Below are 23,074 nucleotides of genomic sequence, written 5' to 3' on the forward strand. Positions count from 1 at the left end.
CTTGGATCAATCACTATAATAACGAAAGACCCAATATGGCTAATGGTGGCTTTACGCCGATTCAGAAATTTAATATGGCAGCTTAGTTCTACTTATTTAGTGTTTTAAATATGGGGGTATTTCCAGAGATTAATGAACTCTAGATCAACATTATTATATAGCATACCTATTATGCTACTTCTTTGTACTCAATCAGTTGCAAGTAATAGTTATTCTAGCAGCGATTTAGCAGTTATAGAGACACAAAGAGCTGCTGCTGACGCTGAAGCTGCTGCTGCTGCTGCTGCTGGAGAAGCCGAAGCCATGATTGATGCTTTATATGACTCTCCTTGGATATACGTAGGAACTGCAACAACTGGATTAGATTATTACTTAGACTCTACCTCGATAAAGGAAGAAACTAGTAGATACGAGCCTTTAAGGTATGAGAACGGAACTTTAGACTTCGCAAACTCTTATAAAAGGGCTTGGTGGAAAACAGTCAAAACTAATGGCGATTATTCTAAAATACAAACTAAGTTCTATTGCAATAAGGACGTTACTATTGATATAGCCTCAGCTAATTACGATGTTAATAATAATTATATAGGTAGCCCCAATAGAACAAATAAATTAGACCCCGTAGTTCCTGATACTGTATTTTCTAAAATTGCAGAAATTGTATGTAATGTTTACTAGTTGCTAAATAAGGAGGGTTAACGACTAAAAGACTACTAACTTTCCTTATTTGCCTTTTTATACTCTAAATAGGAAAATCCTATAAGCCTTATACAGTAAGGGCTTTACAACTTACTTTCCTATTTTCCCCACTTTCCCACCCTAGGGCATATTAAAAGCTCAGAGCCTTGCTAGTGGTGACCGCTGCTACCCATGTTTTTCTATGACCGCAAAATTGAAAGTTTATATCATTACTACCCAGCCCATTAGTTTTTTTACATTATAAAAAGGTCAAAACCTAATAAAGCCTAACATTTACATTTAGTTTCTCGGACTACTATAAAAAAGAGCTGAGTAGTACTTTTACATTATAAAAAGTAATTTAGTGACAACTACGTATAGAGTTTTGCGGACTGCTATAAAAAGGACTTTTGCCAAAGCTATCAAGATAGTTTTTATACACTATAAAAAAGAGTGGCGACTACAGAAAACTACACTTAGAAACAATCTAGAATTTTGCTACAACTACGAGACAGGGCTTACATGCGTCCCATTTGCTGGCTAGTACCTAACATCAATCAGACACAAACAACGCCAACAGGGGCAAATGCTGAGCGTTTAAAGCTGTTATTCTTTGTTATGGTTGAACCTGATAAAACCTGATATTCAAACCTAACAAACCTAAGGTTTCCCTAAGGTCTAAGTACTTCAGAAAACTTCACTTTTAAAAACTGAGCAATGCTAAGATAAACACACATCATAAAAGGTTAATCTAATGGCAAGTAACATCATAGGTATGATCAATGAGCTGACAAACTACTCAGATGATTTAAGTTATTCAATAGGGAAAATTCATGGCTACCTTGATGGCTTACTTGATGCTGGAGTACTAACTAAAACAGAATATAGTGACTATCGAGAGTTAGCAGATAAACAGACAAGGCTTAACCACTTCACTACTCACACTTTAGTAACTAGTGTTTATTCTTAATAAAATAAAGTACCAATTATCTGACCAGTACGAGTAAGCCTAAAAGGTTGCTATTTACTTATAGTTTTTTAATGATATAAAAAGGATAGGTAGCATTAAAAATGGCTACCAAAGTGGCTACCAAAGAACAACTAAATAAAAATAAATCCTTATATATCAAAGTTTTGTACATAAAAAAACACGACATCTGGTGTCGTGTTTGTATGAGTTGGCTTAATATAACGGCTAACCAGGGTTATTAACGGTAATAACTAGATGCCTGTTAGGATCTGCAGCAAACCTCTATTTAGCGCCAATAAAGCACCCAAGCATTGTCCACATCCGTACGCGAGTCGGCATTGATTTTGTCTTTTAACGCCAAGGCCGCTTCTTTGCCCTTTTCGGGACCAACAATCACCCGCACACCTTTACTGGTATTACTGGTGGTTGCTCGGTAGCCGGCAGCACGCAGTTGCTTGACGATGTCATCGGCTTTTTTCTGATTATCAGCCAGCGCCACTTGCACTCCAAAGGTACCCTTAGCCTCTCCACTGGCAGCTTTACGGCGTGCATCTGCTAGACGCTGCTGCGCCTCACGCTTTTTTTGCTCTGCGGCTTGTTTTTGCTGCGCTTCACGCTGCAGTCTTTCTACTTGCTTACGCGAGGGGATGGTAACTGTCTGACCCACTTTAAGCGACGTATTGGTACTCATGTTGTTGGCTTCGGCTAAGGCCTCTACCGGTACATTATATTGACGCGCCAGCTTAATAAGTCCCTCACCTGCTTTGACCTCATGACCTTTTTGACTGGTGGGTCCAGTACTGGTTACCACCGGCTTAGAGGTCACGGCCGCTTTAGTAGGTGCAGCAGTGCTCTTATTACTGCTGGCATTGTACTCACTTACTAAACGATCAACTTGACTGCGTGAAGGAATGGTAAGGGTTTGACCCACTCGAATAGAGGCATTATGGGATAATTTATTGGCCTGTGAAATGGCCTCAACCGGCACATTGTATTGGCGCGCTAATTTAATAAGCCCCTCTCCACGCTGTACGGTATGCTTTTGGGTGCTACTTGGTGCCTGTTGAGTGGCCACCTTTTTGGGTTCAGGCTTTGAGCTGTCTTGAGCTTTAGCCGTATTTGTTTGCGTCGCGGAGGTAGCTTGGGTCTGCGTTGCCGGCGTTGGAGTGACTTGAGCGACTACTGTCTCAACCGGTCGGGCCTTTACCACAGGTTTGGTCACCGTAACTTCAGAGCCCGCTTCATCGGCAGGTGAGCCATCAGTGACCGGTTCAGCAGCGCTGTTATTGCGATACTGTTCGTTTTCAAGGCGCGCTTTTTGCATCGCCAACGCTTCCGCTTTTTCTTGCTCAGTCAAGAACTCACGGGTACGCTGATCAAGCTCAGACATCTTTTTTTCACGCTCAAGACGCTTTTGGGCCAAGATACGCTCTTCAGTGGCCACATCTGCTGTCATTGGTGACTGCGCGGTGCTTTTATCGGTGCTTACTTGCGCCACCGGTGTTTGCTCTACTTGACTGTCACTTGGGGTACCCATCTGATTCACCATGGCAAACAGTAAAGTGCCGCCTCCCAGAAATACCAAAGTACCCAATAATAATTGTCGTGATGAATCCATAGTCACACCCTTTTTATATTTAAAGCTTTATTCATACGGTTATACACAACCATTAATATATTTTAAGATTATAAAGGATTACGCCTCTTATGTCTGCTATCACATCGCCTAATATACTGCCCCGCATACTCAAAACAATTTGTGCTAAATACCAACAAGTTTAATTCAAACTCGCTGCGTGTTATCGGCTATTTGCTTGGCTCCTAAAACCAGATACCTTTGTTATACTAACGACGCAAATTTTATCTCTTTTGTGCCTGTGTATTTTGTTATAATTTATGATAACTACAAAATATTTTATAGTCTATTTATTTAAACTTATCAATTATAATCAACTAGTTTAGATCATTATTAATTAAAAACTGTTTCACCGAGCGCGGTATCGGCTTATAATTTTAAATCGATAACCACCACCACCTGACAAGATTGACCTCCCTCTTAACCCTAAAAACCAAGTTCAAAGACAAGGCAACTGCAATGACCCTGGATTCTACATTACCTCACAGTACCACAGATTTTGACACTGACGTGCTACAGCAAGATAAGTTCACTATTGGTAGCCGCACCTTTTACTCAAGGCTGTTGGTGGGTACGGGCAAATATAAAGACTTAACCCAGACCGCTCAAGCAATTCAGGCTTCTGGTGCTGAGATTGTCACTGTGGCCATTCGTCGCACCAATATCGGTCAACATAAAGACCAGCCTAACCTGTTAGAGGTCATCTCACCAGATAAATATACGATTTTGCCCAATACAGCCGGCTGCTTCGATGCTGAAACTGCCATCCGTACTTGCCAGCTATCTCGTGAGTTATTAGATGGTCACAACCTCGTAAAATTAGAAGTGCTGGGAGATCAAGATACGCTTTATCCCAATGTCACTCAGACCTTAACCGCAGCCAAAAAGCTCATTGACGATGGCTTTGAGGTCATGGTTTACACCTCAGATGACCCTATTGTCGCCCAAGAATTAGCCGCTATGGGCTGTGTGGCCATTATGCCTCTAGGCAGCTTAATTGGGTCGGGACTTGGCCTATTAAACCCACATACACTAAGTTTGATTGTCGAAAAAACCAAAGCTTATAATCTGCCAGTTTTGGTCGATGCTGGCGTGGGCGCCGCCTCTGATGCCGCGATTGCCATGGAGCTTGGCTGCGATGGGGTATTAATGAACTCTGCCATTGCCAATGCCCAAAACCCAGTAATGATGGCGCATGCTATGAAACATGCTATTTGGGCTGGGCGTGCCTCTTATTTGGCAGGCCGTATGCCTAAGCGTAAAATGGCGGTGCCAAGCTCCCCACAAACCGGCTATTTCTTTCAGTAATCTGATAGAGTTTGGGTGAATGTAAAAACACTATGAAAGTCAAATCTCTTAATGACCTAATGACTCATAAATAGATTTCATTGACTTAATTTTTGATTTACTATCTGTAGCTTAAGCGTGTTTTAATGAATTATTATTCTGTGTACAAGCGGCTTTATGTGACCGTCTATTGTATTTGATACAGCAAGGGAATGTCATGCGTCTATTATCATTGGTAGATTTACTGTTTTTATTGGTTGAAAAAAGAAAGCAGCCTATGCACGTCGGTGGGCTGTTTTTATTCGAGGTTCCCAAAGATGCTCAAGAGGATTTTGTGCTGTCTTTGGTGCAGCAAATGCAAAACTCTACAGTCCCCCCTACTTTTCCGTTTAATCAGGTGTTGCACAACTTAACGTACTGGAAAAACGATGACGAGTTTGATGTTGAGCATCATTTTCGCCATATTGCGCTGCCTAAGCCTGCCCGAGTGCGCGAGCTATTATCTTATATCTCAAAAGAGCATGGTCGCCTGCTAGATAGGGCGCGTCCGCTATGGGAATGCCACATTATTGAGGGTATTGAGCCGGAGAGTGACGGTCGCCCCAAAAGATTTGGGCTTTATTTTAAAATTCACCACTCGTTGGTAGATGGCATTGCGGCCATGCGCTTGGTTCAAAAGTCGTTATCACAGTCACCCAATGAGACCATCACCTTACCGCTTTGGGCGTTAATGATGCGCCACCGCCATCAAATTGAGTCGGTGATACCAAAAGAGCGTGGCATTGGCAGTATCATCAAAGACCAATTACAAACCGCCAAGCCGGTGATGGGCGAGCTGCTTAATGCTCTAAAAATCGATAAAGACAGTAGCTATGTGCGCACCACCCAGGCGCCGCCCAGCATCTTAAACCAAAGCATTTCAAGCTCACGCCGCTTTATTGCTGACTCCTATGACATTGCTCGCTTTAAAAGAGTGGCAAATAATTTGGGGGTGAGTATTAATGATGTGGTACTAACTGTATGTTCAGGGGCATTAAGACGCTATTTATTATCCATCAATGAGCTACCAAAGGATCCGTTAATCGCATGGGTACCCTACTCTATGCGTAAAGATGAGACAGTCGCGGGCAATCAGTTTGCCTTTATCTTATGTAATTTGGGCACGCATTTGGCCAGTCCTCTAGAGCGCTTAAAGCTTGTCCATAACAGCATGAATGATGGCAAAAAGCGCTTTGGTCGTATGTCACAAGCGGAGGTTGTCAACTATAGCTTGGTCGCTTACAGCTGGGAGTTTGTGAATATTTTTACCAATGCTTATCCCAAAAAACATGCGTTTAACTTAATTATTTCCAATGTTCCTGGCTCACAAAAAAAGCTATACTGGAACGGTGCGGAATTAAGAGCCTTGTATCCAGCTTCTATCTTATTTAATGGTCAGGCAATGAACATTACTTTAGCCAGTTATTTGGACCGCATCGAGTTTGGTATCGTGGCGTGTAGTAAAACTCTGCCCAAGATTCAAAGCCTGCTCAAGATGTTAGAAGATGAGTTGGGCCAACTTGAAACCATCTGTACCGAAAGAGAGTTGGGCATTCGCGAATAAACCGCTGCAGCCCACTTGCCTTGTAGCTTACTGTTAGATGATGACTAAGAACATCAAGACAAATGGCGATAAGGCAGGGCTGGCTTATCGGGTTTTACTAAAGACTGTTAATAAGGTTTTTTATGCGAATTTTATCTTTGGTAGAGCAGCTATTTTTTTTATTAGAAAAGCACAAACAGCCCATGCACGTCGGTGGGCTGTTTTTGTTTGATATACCAGACAATAGTGACAATAATTTTGTCGCAGATTTGGTGCGTCAAATGCGCAGCTCTACCACACCGCCGACTTTTCCATTTGATCAAGTGGTGCACAATCAAACCTTTTGGAAAAGTGCAGACAAGGTAGATATTCACTATCACTTTCACCACATGGTACTGCCAAAGCCTTATTCAAAACAGGCCCTATATAGTTATGTGTCGGATGTGCATGCCAATATGCTAGATAAGGGCTACCCGCTGTGGGAATGTCATATTATTGAGGGTATTGAAGCCGATCATGTCGATGTCATCGCCCCCTCTAAGCCCTTACACCCAAACCAGTTACCTATAAATCAGGCTGAGCCAAAGCCCAAGTCCTCTCAAAAGCCTGCGCCAAAAAAACAATTTGCTTTGTATTTTAAGATTCACCATGCCTTGGTGGATGGGGTGGCAGCCATGCGTTTGGTTGAGAGGTCTTTATCTGCCTCACAGCATGAGGTGATGAGCTTGCCACCTTGGGCCTTAATGCGCCGAGATAAAAAGCATCTGGCCGCCCTTACCCCACAAAAACGCTCGGTTAGCGGTATTGTTAAAGAGCAGGTGGGCAGCATCAAACCGGTATTTACTGAACTCAAAAATGGCCTCAGGCAGCGCACAGATCCCGGCCATGTCTCAACCTTACAAGCACCCAGCAGCTTGCTTAATCAGCGCATATCCAATTCACGCATATTCATGGCGCATACCTTCCATTTGAGCCGGTTTAAAAGCCTAGCCCAGCGGCTCGATGTGAGTATTAATGATGTGGCCTTGGCGGTATGCTCTGGGGCACTGCGCAGCTATTTAATCAGTGAAAACGCGCTGCCCAAAGAGCCACTCGTTGCCTTTGTGCCCGTATCGCTTCGAAAAGATCAAAGCGCCTCGGGCAATCAAACATCACTGGTATTGTGTGACTTGGGGACCGATCAGGCCAGCCCCAAGCAGCGATTACAAGCCATTCATGACAGTATGACCATCGGTAAAGATAAGTTTGGGCGCTTAGATCAGGCGCAGGTCATCAACTACAGTGCCATAACTTATGCTTGGGAGGGGGTTAATTTATTAACCGGCGCTTACCCCAAAAAGCAGGCTTTTAATATTCTCATATCCAATGTTCCTGGTCCCAAACAGCAACTGTATTGGGATGGTGCTGCGCTGAGTGCACTGTACCCGGCTTCCGTTGTTTTTGATGGTCAAGCGCTAAATATAACCTTTACCAGTTATCTCAATCAGGTGCATTTTGGAATTATTGGCTGTGGTAAAAATCTGCCCAATATTCAAAATCTGGTGCCTTTATTGGAGCAAGCGCTATTGGTACTTGAGGCAGACAGTAAAGAGCAATCTGCCTAAGATTAAAAACCCAGCTTTAAGCCAAGCTTTTGTAGCAGCCATAAGCCATAAGTGACTGCGATATAATTAATAAATAAGCCAATGGCGCCACTAATCACCAACATGGGGAGCACCCCATTTTGCTGCAGAGCAGTCATACTCATCTCGCCAGCTGAAATGTCATATAAGGTGTGCAGCATCAGCAATGAGGTGGCTATCAGCGTCAACAATGCCGTAAGCACCCCAATTCGGTGACATTCAATCTTCTCTAGGGGACGTTTTTGAGTGGCTCTAAATATCCCAAGTACCACTATATTCAATAACAGCAATACTGCCAGCGATAGCCCAATGCCACTCAATGGAAAATTAACTTGAGTCAGCTGCGAGGGCGCAAACACATACGCCAGCGCGTAAGGTAGCGCATAGCCCACTGTGCTTATCCAGCTTTTGGTATGCGCGGTTTGTTGCATACCCACAGGATCAGGATAATCGGTAGGGTCTTGGGCGGGGAATAAATCATCTTGCATGGACATCTCAGTGGATTAAATATTAAATACTGCCAAAAAAAGAGGTGATGTCCTAAGACTCACCTCTTTTTGACACTAGGCCGCTTACCTCTAAGCTAGCATTTAGTAACGCAGATAGCCATCTAACTGACCTTAGTTGGCTCTAGCTGGCCACTTTTTCTACGGCAAAACCTAAAGATGTTAAGGTTTCTTCTTTATCATGCCGCGCAAGCACAGCTTTGCTGCTTGGCTTGCCTTGTAGATAGGTGGTGGCCACACGCTTTAAGTCTTCTAACGTTACCGCTAAAATATTAGCGCGCATTTTTTGTTGCCAAGCCTCGCCGCGGTGATGTAAGTCGGCAAAGCAAGATTTCACCGCTTCCCCAGCCGGTGAGCCAGGTTTATCCATGCTAGAGACAATTCCTAAAATGGCCTCTTCTAGCTGCTCAGGCTGCTGCGGCTCGGTCAATAGCCACACCACGCTTTGCTCAAAGTGCTCAAAGGTCTCAGCACAATGCGGGTCACGATAGCTAAAGAACTTAAAGGCGCAAGCATTAGCGTCATAGCCTGCACCGCCACCATAGGCGCCGCCACGCTCACGAATGGCACTGTGTAAGTAGCCATTGCGTAAGTAAGGGGCTAAAACCATGAGTGCAGCGCTGTCTGGATGATCAGCCGGTACCACAGGATACACAGCCGCATTGTGATAGACATTGGTGGCGACTAACCACGCTAAGTCTGGCGCTTGTCTATCTATACTGTTGTCTTGCGTGCCTTCAGTGTCAGGTGAGGTCAGGGACAATTGTAGCTGTGTGTACTCACTTGGAATGCTGGCTGCAAGCGCCTGAGAGTCTTGTGCCACCTTGCCAGTATAGCGTGACTGTGCCCAGCTTTGCTCAATTAAGTGTTTGAAGTTCTCAGTTTGTTCAGGCTCACACACAATCAGCGCCTGTTTTGGTAAGCTCGCCAAGCGCTGATGCAGTACCATCAATGCCTGAGCCAAATCATCCCATTTACGCTCATCATTGCTGGCCTGCTCCAAAAACTCTTTTAACGCATTAAGTGCGGGCAAGCCACTGCGTACATATTCAAGTTCTGCTTGGCGGCTCATGTGACGGCTGGCCGTTTGCATCGCATAAGCATGACCTGAGCTGGCTAAACGAGATTGCCAGCCGGCACGTCTTTGCTGTAGTAGCTCTTTGATACGGTCATGCTCAGTAAAGATACTGTGCTCAAGCACCTGCTTCACCAAGTCAATGGCCTCAGGCTTACGGTTTAAGGCGCGCGTGGCCACCACAAAATAACTGCTTAAGCTGTCCGGATCTTTAGGAGAGGTGCGCTGACTTACCCGAGCAGTTACCCCAGATGAGTGAGCCGCTTGCAGCGCCTGAAAATCACGCGCTGACAATTCATCTGTACCCAGCTCAGATATTAGCCCCAAATAAAGCGGCAATAGCGGATGGTTAATCAGTTCATCTTGATCCGCCAGCGGCATAATCACTTGATAATAATATAAGCCATTGGTACCCGCCTCATATTGATACAAGACACTGTCGTCACCCGCCAGCTGAATATTTACCTGCTTGCCATGGATAAAGCTAATTGACTCTGGCACATCCTCAAGCCCCACCTTTGGTAGTAAGCTTAAATCATCCGGCGCCGCTTGGCGATCAGCTAACGCAGCCGCTTGCTGCTTTAATTTAAGCTTATCTTCTTCGGTTAAATTGGCTTCAATACGGTCTAATCGGGCCTGCTCAGCAGCGGCCAATTGAGCAGATTTACTCGCATCAGGTACCAAGGTGACACGCACACGATGCGGGTTGTCTAATAAATGCTGCTTTAATAAACCAGGCAGCCAAGTGGGGTCTTTGACCTGCTCACGCAGCCACTGCAAATGCTCATCCACCTCCCAGATATCGATTGGATTACCATCATGAATGGCCGTACTAAAGCCTTCAAGCATTAAGTTTAGGCCATAAGGAATACTGTCGCCGCCTATGTGGCGCTGATCTATTTCGATCTGATGCAAAATGGTTTCGATGGCTTCAGGATCAATCTCGCTATCTGCCACTTGCTGCAATAGCTCTAAAACACCTTGTTCAATAGCATCCGCATGCTCAGGCTCGGAGCCTCGCACACCAGCATAGAACACCATCTCAAAATGACTGTCATCAAGACCCAACAAAGGGCTTGGCCCTGTGGCCAGAGGATGACTGTCTAAATAGGCACGCAGCGGCGAGCCGGCATGCTCTATAAGCACCCCCTCTAACAAGCGCAGCGCCAAACGCTGTCTGGGATTGGTAATCTCAGGCAGCAGCCAAGCGATAGCATGATGGGTTTGTGCTTTATCAATCTCATCGACCGTATAAGTCTCAGTGACTTGAATGGGTGCCGTTAAACGCTTCTCAGGGCGAGACTGATGTTTTTTTCCTGTCTCAAATTGTGCCAAAGCATCGTCATGAAGCTTCGCCTGAGTCTCATAGACTGGGATATTACCAAAGCTCATAATCACACTGTTTGAGGGATGATAATGGCTTTGATGAAACTGCACCAGCTCTGCATGGGTCAAATCTGGAATATCTGCAGGGTCACCGCCTGAGTTGTAATGATAAGTGGTGGTTGGGAATAAATGGTGCGCCACGCTATGATACAGTTGGTCAATCTCACCGCTCATGGCGCCTTTCATTTCATTAAAAACAATGCCTTTAAAATGCGGCTTATCGCTGTCGTCTAGTTCAACGCGAATACCTTCTTGGGCAAAATCCAGTGGGTGCAAATTTGGGAAAAATGAAGCGTCAAGATAGACTGACAACAGATTAAAGTAGTCATTTTTATTTTGAGTAGCAAACGGATAAGCGGTCCAATCTGCTGCTGTCATGGCGTTCATAAACGTATTTAATGAGCGCTTAATCATAGAAAAGAAAGGATCGCGCACCGGATATTTGGCTGAGCCACACAGCGCGGTGTGCTCAAGAATATGTGCCTCACCTTTTGAGTCCATAGGCTGAGTGCGAAACCCCACCAAAAATGCATTCTCATCGCTAGGATGCGCTAAATGGTAGTGCATGGCGCCGGTTTGGATGTGCTGACAAATAAGGACATCTAAAGACAGCGCTTCAATTTTACGCTGCTCAAGCAGCTTAAAGCTTGGGTGTAAGGTCAAGTCTGGCGTAGCACTGGTGGCTTGCATCTGTTTTGTCTTTACATCTGGTGTTTTTGCAGGTGGTGTTTGCGCGGAATTTGTTTGCATAGAGGAGCTCATATTATTTATGGTATTTTTATTAGTAGGCGGGTCAAATCATTTTTTGACAAGTGCTGCATTTTGGGCGTGCTGATATTAGTTAATGGAGTCGTTTGCACTTTTTTAAAGCCAAGCCAGTCACTTTCTAGTCACTTTAATGACATAAAGCTACCTGACAGGTTATTGCGCTGACAAATCAGAGTTTTGATTCGGACAGCTGCGCACTTTAGTAATGCTGGGCGGATAGGATTGGCCACTGTGTTTGGCAGGCAGTGTCAAACAAAACACCTCACCATTTTGGGCACGAATAGACTGCTCAAACTGACGAAATTTGACCACATCTCGATCGCTTTGTGCGCTTTGACCGAGTAGCTGCCAAATTAACATACTTATCCAAAAGCCATGGGTGTAGACCACATGATTGCCATCTTCAAACTGCTCAAAGTCGTTAAGTACTTTTGCCACACGTTGATAAAACTGAGCAAAGCTTTCGGCATCAGCCCCTTGCGAGTACTCAGGATGTGCGCTTGCCCAATACTCATCCATTAACGCCAGCCGAGTTGCAAAATCTCTGCCCTCAATACAGCTAAAGCTCAGATAGTTAAACTCTTGCAAGCCTTCAATGATTTGGGCGCTCATTGCCACCCTCTCCAATAGCGGCTGCGCTGTTTGCTGAGTCCGCAAAAAACTTGACACGCTGATGGATTCAATGTGATCACCTAATGTGTGCTGCACCCACTGTGCCACAGAATGCGCCTGCTTGTGTCCCAATTGCGTTAAAGGAATTTGTGAATTAGGCTGCGCCTCGCCTCCGGCATTGGCTGTGCTTTGGCCATGCCGGATTAAATAAATTTTTCTCATAGATAGGTATACTTAGATGGTTTGGATGTGATTTTTAGACATCATCTTTAGAAGTAGCCTGTAGAGTGTCTTTTTAAGCGTATTGCTAAGCTTTATTAATCAGTAACCGCCAGTCTACTTGAGTCGGTCAAAAATTCAAACTCATTTTAAAACAAGTACAAAGGCAACGCCTTATTTTGTGGAACATCACCAGACGCGCCAGTCACCCAAAGCCAAATTTTCTATTTTTCTGCTTTTTCTGCTGCGCCCTTATTTTAAAAGCTTCTCAGCCAGCCCTTGTGATATCAAGGGCTATCAAAGTTACCCCCATCACCTGTGGATAACTCTGTGTATAACTCAAAACTTGACAAGATTTAACACAGATTCAGCAAGGCCTCACCTTAAATTGTCTATTTTTTAAACAGTTTAAAATTATAATAAAATCAAATACTTACAACCATACCCGTTTAACTGCTAATTTTTTTTATTTATTTTTCAATCACCTTAAAAATGCAGCAATGTTTCACAGACTACTGCCGCTATGCCCTCCACAATCTGGCTAAATTGCAGTATGATAGCGGCACGATTTTTAAACCCTCATTGACACAATATAAGTTGGAATTATTATGTACGACGTTATGGCTGTAGGAAACGCTTTGGTAGACCACGAATATCTATTAAGCGATGAACAATTGACCTCAACCAGCTTGGCCAAAGGCAGCATGACCTTGGCCAGTTTGGAGGAGCAAACCCAGTTATTGTCTGAGTTTGAAAACAACGACCTACAGCCTTCAAAACAAACTGGCGGTGGCTCGGCAGCCAATGCCATGTTTGCTTTTGCCTGCCTTGGTGGCAAAGCCTTTTATGGCTGCCGTGTTGGTAATGACCACGCCGGCCAATTTTATTTAGATGATTTAAATCAAGCTGGTGTCGCCACCTGCAATACCAAATCTACGGTAGAAGGCGGCGTGACTGGCTCATGTGTGGTGGCCATTACCCCAGATGGCGAGCGCACCATGCAGACCTTCTTGGGCACCTCAAGTGAGATTGATGACGCCAATATCGATTTTGAAGCCTTGGCCCAAAGTAAATGGTTGTATCTAGAAGGCTATTTGTCCATGTCAGCCAGCCTACACCCTGCCCTACAAAAGCTACGTCAACAGGCCAAAGACAACCATACCAAAATTGCGGTAAGCTTCGCTGATCCTGCGGTAGTCAACTTTGCCAAAGATGGCCTGCTACAAATGCTGGGCGATGGCGTTGATGTGATTTTTTGTAATGTTGAAGAAGCCAAGCTCTTTACTGGAGCAGACGATATTAAAGCGGCAGCCCAAGCACTGACCGACTTCTGCCAGTTGGCAGTGGTCACCTCGGGCGCGCAAGATACCATGATTTGTGAGCGCAGCGAAGCGGGCCAATTAAGCCTAATTCAAGTCGCCACCCCTAAAGTCGATACCGTCATCGATACCAATGGTGCAGGCGATAATTATTCAGGCGCGTTTTTATATGCTTTGGCCAATGACTGTACATTAACTCAGTGCGGTCAATTAGCCGGTCAGGTGGCAAGCCAAGTGGTACAACAGTTTGGTCCACGTTTGAGCCTTGAGCAGTATCAAAGTATTGCTCAGCAAGTACTGCCTGCCCGTTCTTAGTAGCTTAGTATTAAAGTAATAATGAGTTAAAGTACTAATGAGTTAAAGTAATAAGCAGTCAAAGTAAAAATAAAAAGGCAAATAACAAAATACAAAATCCCAGACTAGTCTGGGATTTTGTATTTTAAAGTCAGTGTTATCTTAAGCCTTGGCCAATGCCTGTGCTAAGTCCGCTTTAATATCTTCAATATGCTCGATGCCAATCGACAGACGAATCATATCCTCACTCACACCTGCATTGGCAAGCTCTTCATCATTTAATTGACGGTGAGTGGTGGTGGCGGGGTGGCTGGCCAATGATTTGGCATCACCGATGTTGACTAGGCGGGTAATCAGATTGAGTGCATCGATAAATTTAGCACCCGCTTCGCGCCCGCCTTTTACCCCAAAGGTTAAGATGGCAGAAGGCGTACCCTTCATATATTTTTGTGCCAACTGATGGTCAGGATGATCCGCTAAGCCGGCATATTTTACCCATGCCACTTTATCATGAGCTTTGAGATACTCTGCCACGGCTTGAGCGTTTTGTACATGACGCTCCATGCGTAGGCTTAGCGTCTGGATACCTTGCAAAATACTAAAGGCATTTAAGGGACTCAGGGCAGCGCCAGTATTACGCAGCGGTGCCACGCGAGCACGGGCAATATAAGCGGCAGCGCCGACATCTTTAACGAAGTTTACGCCATGATAGCTGACATCAGGCTGATTTAATAAAGGAAAGCGCTCTGGATAATCGCCCCAGTTAAACTGACCACTGTCAACAATAGCACCCCCAATTGAAGTACCGGTACCACTCATATACTTGGTCAATGAATGCACCACGATATCCGCCCCAAATTCAAATGGACGGCAAATTGCAGGGGTTGCTACGGTGTTATCGATGACGACCGGCACACCGTGTTTATGCGCCGCGTCTGCGATGGCCTCTATATCAATGATATTGCCTAGTGGATTACCGATACTCTCAGCAAAAACCATTTTGGTTTTCTCATCGACTAAGTCATGAATGGCCGCTGGATTTTTGTGATCAAAAAAGCGCACTTCGATGCCTTGACGCGGCAAGGTGTGGGCGAAGAAGTTATAGGTACCGCCGTACAAGGTAGAGGCGGCAATGATGTTGTCGCCCGCTTCACAAATGGTCTGTACCGCATAGGTAATGGCGGCCATACCAGAGGCCACAGCCAATGCCCCAATACCACCTTCTAAAGCCGCTACCCGCTCTTCTAGTACCGCATTGGTGGGGTTCATAATACGGGTATAGATATTACCTGCCACTTTTAAATCAAATAAATCTGCGCCATGCTGAGTGTCATCAAAGGCATAAGAGCTGGTGTGGTAAATCGGCACGGCAACCGCTTTGGTGGTCGGCTCTACACTGTAGCCGGCATGAATCGCTAAGGTTTCTAGGCGCTGATTATTCTCAAGTTGGCTATTTTGACTGTCCGTTTCGCTCATAACATTTCCTTAGTTTATGGGGGGATAGAAGAGTGTGACTCCACAAAGGGTGCACAGCTTGGTTTATTTTTTATCTTATGTAAGCTTAGCCATCTAAGCTTACCAAACTTTTGCCCACCCTAGATTAAGCCATAAAAAAGCTGGATTATCCAATGATAACCCAGCTAATTGATAAATATAATGACTAATTATTATGATACTTATTACCGACCCTCATATTAATCAGATCGATTTATAGTGTTTACTTGTAATAAGCATTTTCGGTGCGGGTGTGGTCCGTATCGTCGACCACTTGAGTCAACTCAGGGATTTGCTGCTTAAGCTGCACTTCTACACCTTGACGCAGGGTCATATCCACCGCTGAACAGCCCTGACAGCCGCCACCGAATTTTAATACCGCAGTCAGGCCCACGCCCTCTTCTTCGATAAGCTCTAGTAGCTGAACATCACCGCCATGCGCCGCTAGGCTTGGGTTAATCTCAGATTGTAGAACATAGTTGATGCGCTCTTCTACGCTGGCATCAGCACCCACTTTAGGCACTTTTGAATTGGGCGCACGGAAGGTCAATTGACCGCCAAAACGATCTTTATTATAGTCGATAACCGCATCTTCTAAGTAAGGCACAGAAGACGCTTCAATATAGGCAGTAAATGGCTCAAATGGCATTTGTAAATCAGCTTCATCTTCTTCACCCGGCTGGTTGTAAGCCATACAGCACTCGGCACGCGGCGTCCCTGGATGCTCAACAAAAATACGCACACCAATGCCTGGGGTTTCTTGTTTGGCTAATAATTCAGCCAAATAATCTTGTGCAGCTTTGGTAATGGTGATGTTGCTTTTAATGTCGGATTGTTCGATATCAATTGCTGAGACTGGAGCATTATCAGTCATAAGATGACCTCTTGTGTTGTGAAGAATAAAACGGAAATATAACGCTTAATATGCATTTGTAATGACTCTATTATGGCGCTGATTGCAAATTAATCAAGGCAAATACGTATAACAATAAGCATATCTTAGTAACCTTGATGCTATTAAATACCCTAGAATCTAAATGGGTTTGAGAGGATGGTGATGCTTATTTACAAGCTAAATTTTACAATATGGCTTATAATATGGCACATCAAAAATAATTATTTCCTAGGCGCGGTTATTTCTACTAATCCGCCACTAACAAAACTTGTAGTCCCCCTATCCAGCTTTTTATATTTTCATTTATTATTGGTAACGTTTGCCAAAGTTTTGAGTATAAAAAGTGTAGAGTTGAATATCATGACCTTATTTAGTGCGGTTATCTCTATTTTTTTATTGATAGCGATAAGCGCTATCGTATCAAGTTCTGAGCTTGCCTTAGCTTCTGCCCGAAAAATAAAATTGCAAATACTCGCCAAAGAAGGGGAAGTACGAGCCCTCGATGTGCTCGGTATGCAAGAAAACCCCGGTAGCTTTATCACCGTCGTACAAGTGTTGTTAAACGCTGTGGCTATTTTGGCCGGTGTCATTGGTGAGTCCGCCGTCAGCCCCTATCTGCTCGCGCTCATTGGTCATGAAACCTTAGCGTCGGTTTTGTCCTTTATTTTGGTCACCAGTGTGTTTGTGTTATTCGCCGATCTCATGCCTAAGCGTTTTGCCATGACTTACGCTGAGCCCATTGCCATACGCCTTGTACGTCCGATGATGATGCTTATTTTTATATTCAAACCCATCATCTGGGTATTTGATGGCGCGGCAGATTTACTGTTTAAACTGATGGGCATCTCCACCGTTCGCCGAGACGACATGACCTCAGAGGACATCTATGCGGTCATGGATGCAGGCGCTGAGGCAGGGGTATTAAAACATCAAGAGCATCATCTGATTGCCAATATCTTTGAGATGCAAGAGCGTACCGTTACCTCAGTAATGACCACGCGTGAGTATATTATTTATTTCGATTCTAATGAGAAACATGATGTCATCGTCGAGACTATGATTCGTGAACCACACCATAAGTTTTTGGTGTGTTTAGAAGATGACTTAGAGCAAACCATTGGCTATGTTGAGTCACGTGCCTTTTTGGCCTTGGTGCTACAAAAAGAGCAGGTGCGTTTGACAGATCCAACCATTCTACGTCCTGCGCTATTTATTCCAGACACCTTATCGCTTTTTGATGTTCTAGAAACCTTTAAAACCACCGGCTCTGACTTCGCGATTATCGTCAATGAGTATGCGCTTGTGGTGGGCGTCATCACCCTAAAAGATGTCATGAGTATCGTGATGGGTGAGCTGGTAACGATGGATGAGCAGCCTATTGTACAGCGTACTGAGAACTCTTGGCTGGTCGATGGCATGACGCCGATTGAAGATGTGATCCGCACCGTAGGCATCATAGATTTGCCCAAGTCGGAGAACTACGAGACCATCAGTGGCTTTATGATGTATATGCTGCGTAAAATTCCAAAAAAGACCGATGTCATTGAGCATGGCGGCTTTAAATTTGAGATTTTAGATACCGAAAACCTCAAAATCAACCAGCTATTGGTGACCAAGATCGAAAGTGATAGCTAACTTACGCCACACCGCTAAAGCCAAGTTTAGTGTTTGAAATAAAGACAGTGCCCTTTGAAGATGGTCGCTCTTTAAGACAGCCTGCTTTTACCACAATGCTTTTTTTAGTTGAGTGCCTTTATGTCAAAATCACCCTTAATCTCCCGCCTGCCCTTTATCTCGATTTGGGCCGACAGCGATGCTCAGCAGCGTACGGCGCTAAAGGGCGTGATTTTGGCCATTGTTTCAAACTTATTATTCGGCGTGCTTTATTTTTATAGCAGTCTTTTGCAGCCATTGACCGGCACTCAGGTATTTATCTGGCGCATGCTGTCTATGTGGGTGGTGTTGGTTGGTTTTTTGGCAATGACTGGCAGGCTCAGCTTTCATATCAATCGCTTGCGTGAGCTAAGCAGCTTTAAGCAGTGGCTGTGGCTACTATTACCCACACCCATCTTTTTTAGTCAGCTGTGGCTATTTATGTGGGCACCGGTCAATGATCAAGGCGTGCAAGTGGCCATGGGCTACTTTTTGTTTCCGCTAATGATGGTGGTGTTTGGTTTTATTTTTTTTGGTGAGCGCTTAAGCCGGTTGCAGTGGTTGGCGGTATTGTTTGCCATGCTGGGTATTGGCCTTGAAATGCTACGTACCCAAAGTGTGTCTTGGGCCACGCTGTGGGTGTGCGGCACCTACCCTATTTACTACATCCTGCGCCGCTTGCAGGGCATAACGGCGATGACGGGGATGCTGGTCGATTTGAGTTTATTTTTGCCCATTGCAATAGGCTATCTGGTAATAGCAGCGCCTGGTAACTTTATGTTTGTGACCGGATCTGGGCTGTATTTTATGTTGGTTGCAAGCTTAGGGGTAATTAGCGTATTGGCCTTAAAGACCAATATTGATGCCAGCCAAATACTGCCAGTCAATGTGTTTGGTATGATGAGTTACCTAGAGCCTTTAGTGTTGTTTGTATTGGCAATTACCGTGCTCGGTGATAGCTTTGAGACCAGTATGCTCTATAGCTATGGTTTTATTTGGCTGGGCATTATGTTCTTGATTGCTCATGGTATACAACAAATACGCGCCAATAGACGCAGCCCCAAACCTTGGCAAAAAGGGGCTCGGGTCAGTTAAGTTCAGCTCGCTTGCTCATGTCAGTGATCTAAGCAATATAGATGCCCCATATCAGCAAACATTAAAAAATAAAAAGATACCGAGCTTGAACCTAACTTCACACAATAAAACGGCAAGTTCACAGCTTAGTGTTTAGACTCATTACTGTCACTTAATAAAACAATAAATAGAGGTTGTTATGAAGTTATATGTATTGCCCGGCGCCTGCTCGTTCGTTCCTCATACCGCTTTAGAATGGGCCAACGCAGATTATGAGTTACAGATTATGGACCATGACTCTATCAAGTCAGAAGCCTATCTAAAGATTAATCCGCAAGGCTCAGTGCCTGCGCTTGTCGATGGGGATACGGTGGTTACCCAAAATATTGCGGTACAGACCTATATCAATGCCCGTTATCCAAAGGCGCACATCTTCGGCAACTACGCCACCCCTGCCGAACAAGCACAGATTCTACATTGGCTGGCATTTTTGAACTCAGATGCGCATAAAGGATTTGCGCCTTTATTTGCGCCCGAGGGCTTTGTAAGCGATGAGACAGCTCAGCAAGACTTGGTGGCTAAAGCCAAAGACAAGCTGGTCAAACTGTTCAAGCTGCCCAATGAGCAATTAGCAACAAACGACTATCTCGTAGGCAGCAAAAGCACCGCAGATTTATATTTATATGTGATTTTACGCTGGTCAAAAAACTTTAAGCTTGATCTATCACAATACAGCAACTTTAATGCCTTCATTGAGCGCATCGAAGCGGATGCAGGCGTTACCAAAGCACTGCAACAAGAAGGGCTAGAAAAAATCGGTTCGTTATAACAAAGCCTTTTTGGCCAGTAAAACAGATCAATCATCTTCGTTCAACACTCGCTAAAACAAGCCCTTCTAAAAAATAGAGGGGCTTTTTTTAACCCCTTTAATACGTTTTGGTACGCTTTAAATATTGTTATTGGTCTTATGAGTGTGTCACTATATTCGTCCTTATTAATGTTGACATCTTTTATAGTACGTTTAAAGTCTGCGCAGGAGCCTTATAATGAGTGTGACACCCGAATCCCGCCCTATTGAATCTAATAGCCCAACCAATAGTGGTGCGACTAAGTCTGCTGCCACCCGTCGTTATAAATACTTGGTGTTTATTGGTCGTTTTCAGCCCTTTCACATGGGCCATAAAGCGGTAGTCGATGAGGCATTAAAACGTGCCGATAATGTGATTATGCTGATTGGCTCAGCCAACCTACCCCGTAGTCTACGCAATCCTTTTAGCGTGGAAGAAAGAGCTCAAATGATTGAAGGCGCCTACTCTGATAAAGATGCCGCCCGTATCCACTGCGTGGGTCTGGATGATGCCTTATATAATGACACTCGCTGGCTACAATGCGTGCAGCAATCGGTGTACTCAGTCACCAAAAACTTGCAAGAAGACATTGCCTTAATTGGCCACTCAAAAGACAGCTCGTCTTACTATCTATCGCTCTTTCCTACATGGGAGTCCATCTCAGTACCCAATTACAAAGAGCTTTCCGCCACACCAATTCGCGAAGGCTACTTAATGGGCGCCACACCGACCAAAGAGCGCACGCCTGCCTCTACCCGTGCTGTACTTGAAGCCTTTAAACAGACGCAAGAGTATCAGCAGCTGCATGAAGAGGCTTGGTTCGTTGATAATTATAAAAAACAGTGGCAAGACACCCCCTATCCGCCCACCTTTATGACTGCCGATGCGGTGGTAGTACAGTCAGGGCATATTTTATTGGTCGAGCGCCGCAGTATGCCTGGCCGTGGACTGTGGGCACTGCCCGGTGGCTTTGTTGACCAAAAAGAGACCCTATTAGATGCGTGCGTGCGTGAGCTAAGAGAGGAGACCAAGCTTAAGGTGCCTGAACCTGTACTGCGCGGCTCACGTCATTCCCAGCATACCTTTGATGACCCCTACCGCTCAGCACGTGGCCGTACTATTACCCAAGCCTTTTATTTTCAGCTAAAAAATGACGCCAAAGGTTTGCCAAAGGTAAAAGGTGGTGATGATGCGGCCAAAGCATTTTGGTTGCCGTTGGCCGAGCTTGATCCCAAAAAAATGTTTGAAGATCACTATGCCATTATTACCAAGATGGTGGGCTTATGATGTTTAGTATCCATAAAGACCTGTATAGATGGCTATTTTATGGTTTTGCCCCAAGCGATAGACGCAGTGGGTTTTTAGACGGCACTCAATTATCGAGTGTCTTACAATCAAGCAGAGGAGTTCTGTGATGTTTACCGCAAATTTTAATAATTTGATTTTAAATTCTGACAGTTATAAGACCTCACACTGGCTACAATATCCACCTGGTAGTGAGTATATGTCAAGCTATGTCGAGGCGCGTAAAGGCGACTATGATGTGGTGTTTTTTGGTCTACAAGCTTTTATAAAAGAATACCTTAATAAGCCGATTACCACAGCGGATATCGATGACGCTGAGCTGGTGATTAAAGCGCATGGCCTGCCTTTTAATCGCAGCGGCTGGGAGCGCCTAGTCGAAAAACATAACGGCTACTTACCCATTCGTATTCAAGCAGTGCCCGAAGGCAGCTTGGTTCCTGTATCTAATGTGGTGTGCCAAATCATTAATACCGATCCTGAGTTTTATTGGCTGCCAAGCTATCTTGAGACCAGCTTGCTTAGGGCCATTTGGTACCCCTCGACTGTGGCCAGCTTATCGTATTACTGCAAAAATATTATTAAAGCTGCCCTAGAAAAATCTGCAGATAGCAGCGCAGGCTTGCCCTTTAAGCTGCATGATTTTGGTGCTCGCGGAGCTTCTAGCATGGAGTCTGTGGCATTAGGTAGCCTTGCACATTTGGTTAATTTCTCAGGTACTGACAGCATGACGGCACTGGTTGCTGCAAGCCGCTGGTATGGCATGAGCGATAACATGCCAGCCTTCTCAATCCCAGCCGCTGAGCACAGTACTATGACCGCCTGGGGCCGTGAGCGTGAGACTCAGGCCTATGCCAATATGCTCGATCAATTCGGCGGTGAAGGTCACATGGTCGCTGTGGTGTCTGACAGCTATGACTTATGGAATGCCATTGATAATATTTGGGGTGATGCGCTTAAACAGCAGGTAGAAACTATGGGAGGCACCTTAGTGGTCCGTCCAGACAGTGGTGATCCAGCCAAAGTCGTGCGAGAAGCACTTGAGCGCTTATCGGTCAAATTTGGATACCGTGTTAATAGTAAAGGCTACAAGGTTTTGCCAGACTATGTACGCCTAATTCAAGGTGATGGCATTAGTCCGCAGAGTCTAGGCAAAATTTTAGACACCATTATGCAAGCAGGCTTTAGTGCCGATAATGTCACCTTTGGCATGGGCGGCGGCTTATTACAACAAGTCAACCGCGATACCATGAGCTGGGCAATGAAGGCCAGTGCCATTCGCATCGATGGTGAGTGGAAGGATATCTTTAAAGACCCCATCACTAGCCGCTCAAAGCGCTCGAAAAAAGGCCGCTTGGCATTAATTAAGCAGACCAATGGCACGCTCACCACCATCAAAGAGGACAGCTTAAACTCCCCCGAGGACAACTTACTACGCGATGTCTTTGTCGATGGTAAGCTGTTAGTCGATGATAATCTGACCACCATCCGTCAACGTACTGGCTGGTAGCGTCAACACTCATTTTTATGGTGCTTTTATTCCAGCCTAGCCCATAAAATACATAAAGCCCGGATTAAGGCTTATTCCGGGCTTTTTTGGGGCTTGATGGGCTAAAAGTTAGGCACACGGCACCATTATTCACACTGTCCATACTTACCTTAGCAAGTGCTTATTTAACAAGTGCTTATTTAACAAGTGCTTATTTAACAAGTGCTTATTTAACAAGTGCTTATTTAACAAGTGCTTATTTAACAAGTGCTTATTTAACAAGTGCTTATTTAACAAGTACTTATACTGTTCAGCTATTTTTAAATGTATTAGACTCTCAATATCTTCATTAATCATTTTACGAC

Annotated in this window: 18 protein-coding genes; 12 read left to right on the forward strand and 6 right to left on the reverse strand. The window is 44.7% G+C overall.

The features are described from left to right. The first annotated feature begins 132 nt into the window (after positions 1-132). Both JMX92_RS09960 and JMX92_RS09965 read left to right on the forward strand, forming a co-directional pair. Positions 133-678 (forward strand): surface-adhesin E family protein, encoded by a 546-nt coding sequence (locus JMX92_RS09960; protein ID WP_201545438.1) that lies wholly within the window; start codon positions 133-135, stop codon positions 676-678. Between the two features lie 754 nt (positions 679-1,432). After that, the gene (locus JMX92_RS09965) at positions 1,433-1,648 is read left to right on the forward strand and encodes a hypothetical protein (RefSeq protein ID WP_201545439.1); all 216 of its coding nucleotides are present in this window, start codon (positions 1,433-1,435) and stop codon (positions 1,646-1,648) included. Positions 1,649-1,934: 286 nt separating this feature from the next. On the opposite strand, the gene JMX92_RS09970 is transcribed toward JMX92_RS09965, so the two are convergent. Beyond that, positions 1,935-3,266, reverse strand: coding sequence for a LysM peptidoglycan-binding domain-containing protein (locus tag JMX92_RS09970; protein ID WP_155587648.1), 1,332 nt, complete (start codon positions 3,264-3,266; stop codon positions 1,935-1,937). Positions 3,267-3,743: 477 nt separating this feature from the next. Between JMX92_RS09970 and JMX92_RS09975 the strand changes: the two genes are divergently transcribed. From JMX92_RS09975 to JMX92_RS09985, 3 genes are all read left to right on the forward strand, one after another. Next, positions 3,744-4,592 carry a thiazole synthase gene (locus tag JMX92_RS09975; protein WP_011961056.1) on the forward strand — a complete coding sequence of 283 codons (849 nt, stop codon included), beginning with the start codon at positions 3,744-3,746 and terminating at the stop codon, positions 4,590-4,592. 196 nt (positions 4,593-4,788) lie between these two features. Then, entirely contained in the window at positions 4,789-6,174 is a 1,386-nt protein-coding gene (locus JMX92_RS09980) for a WS/DGAT/MGAT family O-acyltransferase (RefSeq protein ID WP_201545440.1), read from the forward strand. Positions 6,175-6,296: 122 nt separating this feature from the next. After that, on the forward strand, positions 6,297-7,757 hold the full coding sequence (locus tag JMX92_RS09985; RefSeq protein WP_201545441.1) for a WS/DGAT/MGAT family O-acyltransferase: 1,461 nt from the start codon (positions 6,297-6,299) through the stop codon (positions 7,755-7,757). A 2-nt stretch (positions 7,758-7,759) separates the two neighbouring features. Here the strand turns inward: JMX92_RS09985 and JMX92_RS09990 are convergent, their stop codons facing one another. The 3 genes from JMX92_RS09990 to JMX92_RS10000 all read right to left on the reverse strand — a co-directional run bounded on the left by JMX92_RS09990 (position 7,760) and on the right by JMX92_RS10000 (position 12,344). Continuing rightward, on the reverse strand, positions 7,760-8,263 hold the full coding sequence (locus tag JMX92_RS09990; protein ID WP_227535090.1) for a hypothetical protein: 504 nt from the start codon (positions 8,261-8,263) through the stop codon (positions 7,760-7,762). Between the two features lie 142 nt (positions 8,264-8,405). Next, positions 8,406-11,432: an insulinase family protein gene (locus tag JMX92_RS09995; RefSeq protein WP_201545459.1), complete on the reverse strand. Its 3,027-nt coding sequence runs from the start codon at positions 11,430-11,432 to the stop codon at positions 8,406-8,408. Positions 11,433-11,663: 231 nt separating this feature from the next. Beyond that, a complete protein-coding gene (locus tag JMX92_RS10000; protein ID WP_011961061.1) occupies positions 11,664-12,344 on the reverse strand; it encodes a histidine phosphatase family protein in 681 nt (226 codons plus the stop codon). 605 nt (positions 12,345-12,949) lie between these two features. Here JMX92_RS10000 and JMX92_RS10005 point away from each other — a divergent pair. Further along, on the forward strand, positions 12,950-13,975 hold the full coding sequence (locus tag JMX92_RS10005; protein ID WP_201545443.1) for an adenosine kinase: 1,026 nt from the start codon (positions 12,950-12,952) through the stop codon (positions 13,973-13,975). A 141-nt stretch (positions 13,976-14,116) separates the two neighbouring features. Here JMX92_RS10005 and JMX92_RS10010 read toward each other — a convergent pair whose 3' ends face one another. Together JMX92_RS10010 and nfuA are read right to left on the reverse strand one after the other, a co-directional pair. After that, positions 14,117-15,430: an O-acetylhomoserine aminocarboxypropyltransferase/cysteine synthase family protein gene (locus tag JMX92_RS10010; RefSeq protein WP_011961063.1), complete on the reverse strand. Its 1,314-nt coding sequence runs from the start codon at positions 15,428-15,430 to the stop codon at positions 14,117-14,119. Between the two features lie 241 nt (positions 15,431-15,671). Continuing rightward, positions 15,672-16,322, reverse strand: a complete 651-nt coding sequence (nfuA, locus tag JMX92_RS10015) for a Fe-S biogenesis protein NfuA (protein WP_011961064.1) — start codon at positions 16,320-16,322, stop codon at positions 15,672-15,674. A 381-nt stretch (positions 16,323-16,703) separates the two neighbouring features. On the opposite strand from nfuA, the gene JMX92_RS10020 reads away from it, so the two are divergent. The 6 genes from JMX92_RS10020 (at position 16,704) to JMX92_RS13775 (ending at position 23,062) form a co-directional block, all read left to right on the forward strand. Continuing rightward, positions 16,704-17,978 carry a hemolysin family protein gene (locus tag JMX92_RS10020; protein WP_011961065.1) on the forward strand — a complete coding sequence of 425 codons (1,275 nt, stop codon included), beginning with the start codon at positions 16,704-16,706 and terminating at the stop codon, positions 17,976-17,978. 120 nt (positions 17,979-18,098) lie between these two features. Then, entirely contained in the window at positions 18,099-19,091 is a 993-nt protein-coding gene (rarD, locus tag JMX92_RS10025; RefSeq protein ID WP_201545445.1) for an EamA family transporter RarD, read from the forward strand. A gap of 178 nt (positions 19,092-19,269) precedes the next feature. Further along, positions 19,270-19,899 (forward strand): glutathione S-transferase family protein, encoded by a 630-nt coding sequence (locus tag JMX92_RS10030; protein ID WP_201545447.1) that lies wholly within the window; start codon positions 19,270-19,272, stop codon positions 19,897-19,899. Between the two features lie 217 nt (positions 19,900-20,116). Then, positions 20,117-21,205, forward strand: coding sequence for a bifunctional nicotinamide-nucleotide adenylyltransferase/Nudix hydroxylase (locus JMX92_RS10035; RefSeq protein ID WP_011961068.1), 1,089 nt, complete (start codon positions 20,117-20,119; stop codon positions 21,203-21,205). Positions 21,206-21,332: 127 nt separating this feature from the next. Continuing rightward, the gene (locus tag JMX92_RS10040) at positions 21,333-22,730 is read left to right on the forward strand and encodes a nicotinate phosphoribosyltransferase (RefSeq protein ID WP_110816890.1); all 1,398 of its coding nucleotides are present in this window, start codon (positions 21,333-21,335) and stop codon (positions 22,728-22,730) included. A gap of 86 nt (positions 22,731-22,816) precedes the next feature. Then, on the forward strand, positions 22,817-23,062 hold the full coding sequence (locus tag JMX92_RS13775) for a pentapeptide repeat-containing protein (RefSeq protein WP_201545449.1): 246 nt from the start codon (positions 22,817-22,819) through the stop codon (positions 23,060-23,062). Positions 23,063-23,074: the final 12 nt, after the last annotated feature.

The organism is Psychrobacter sp. H7-1, from assembly GCF_904846585.1.
Taxonomy (GTDB): domain Bacteria; phylum Pseudomonadota; class Gammaproteobacteria; order Pseudomonadales; family Moraxellaceae; genus Psychrobacter; species Psychrobacter raelei.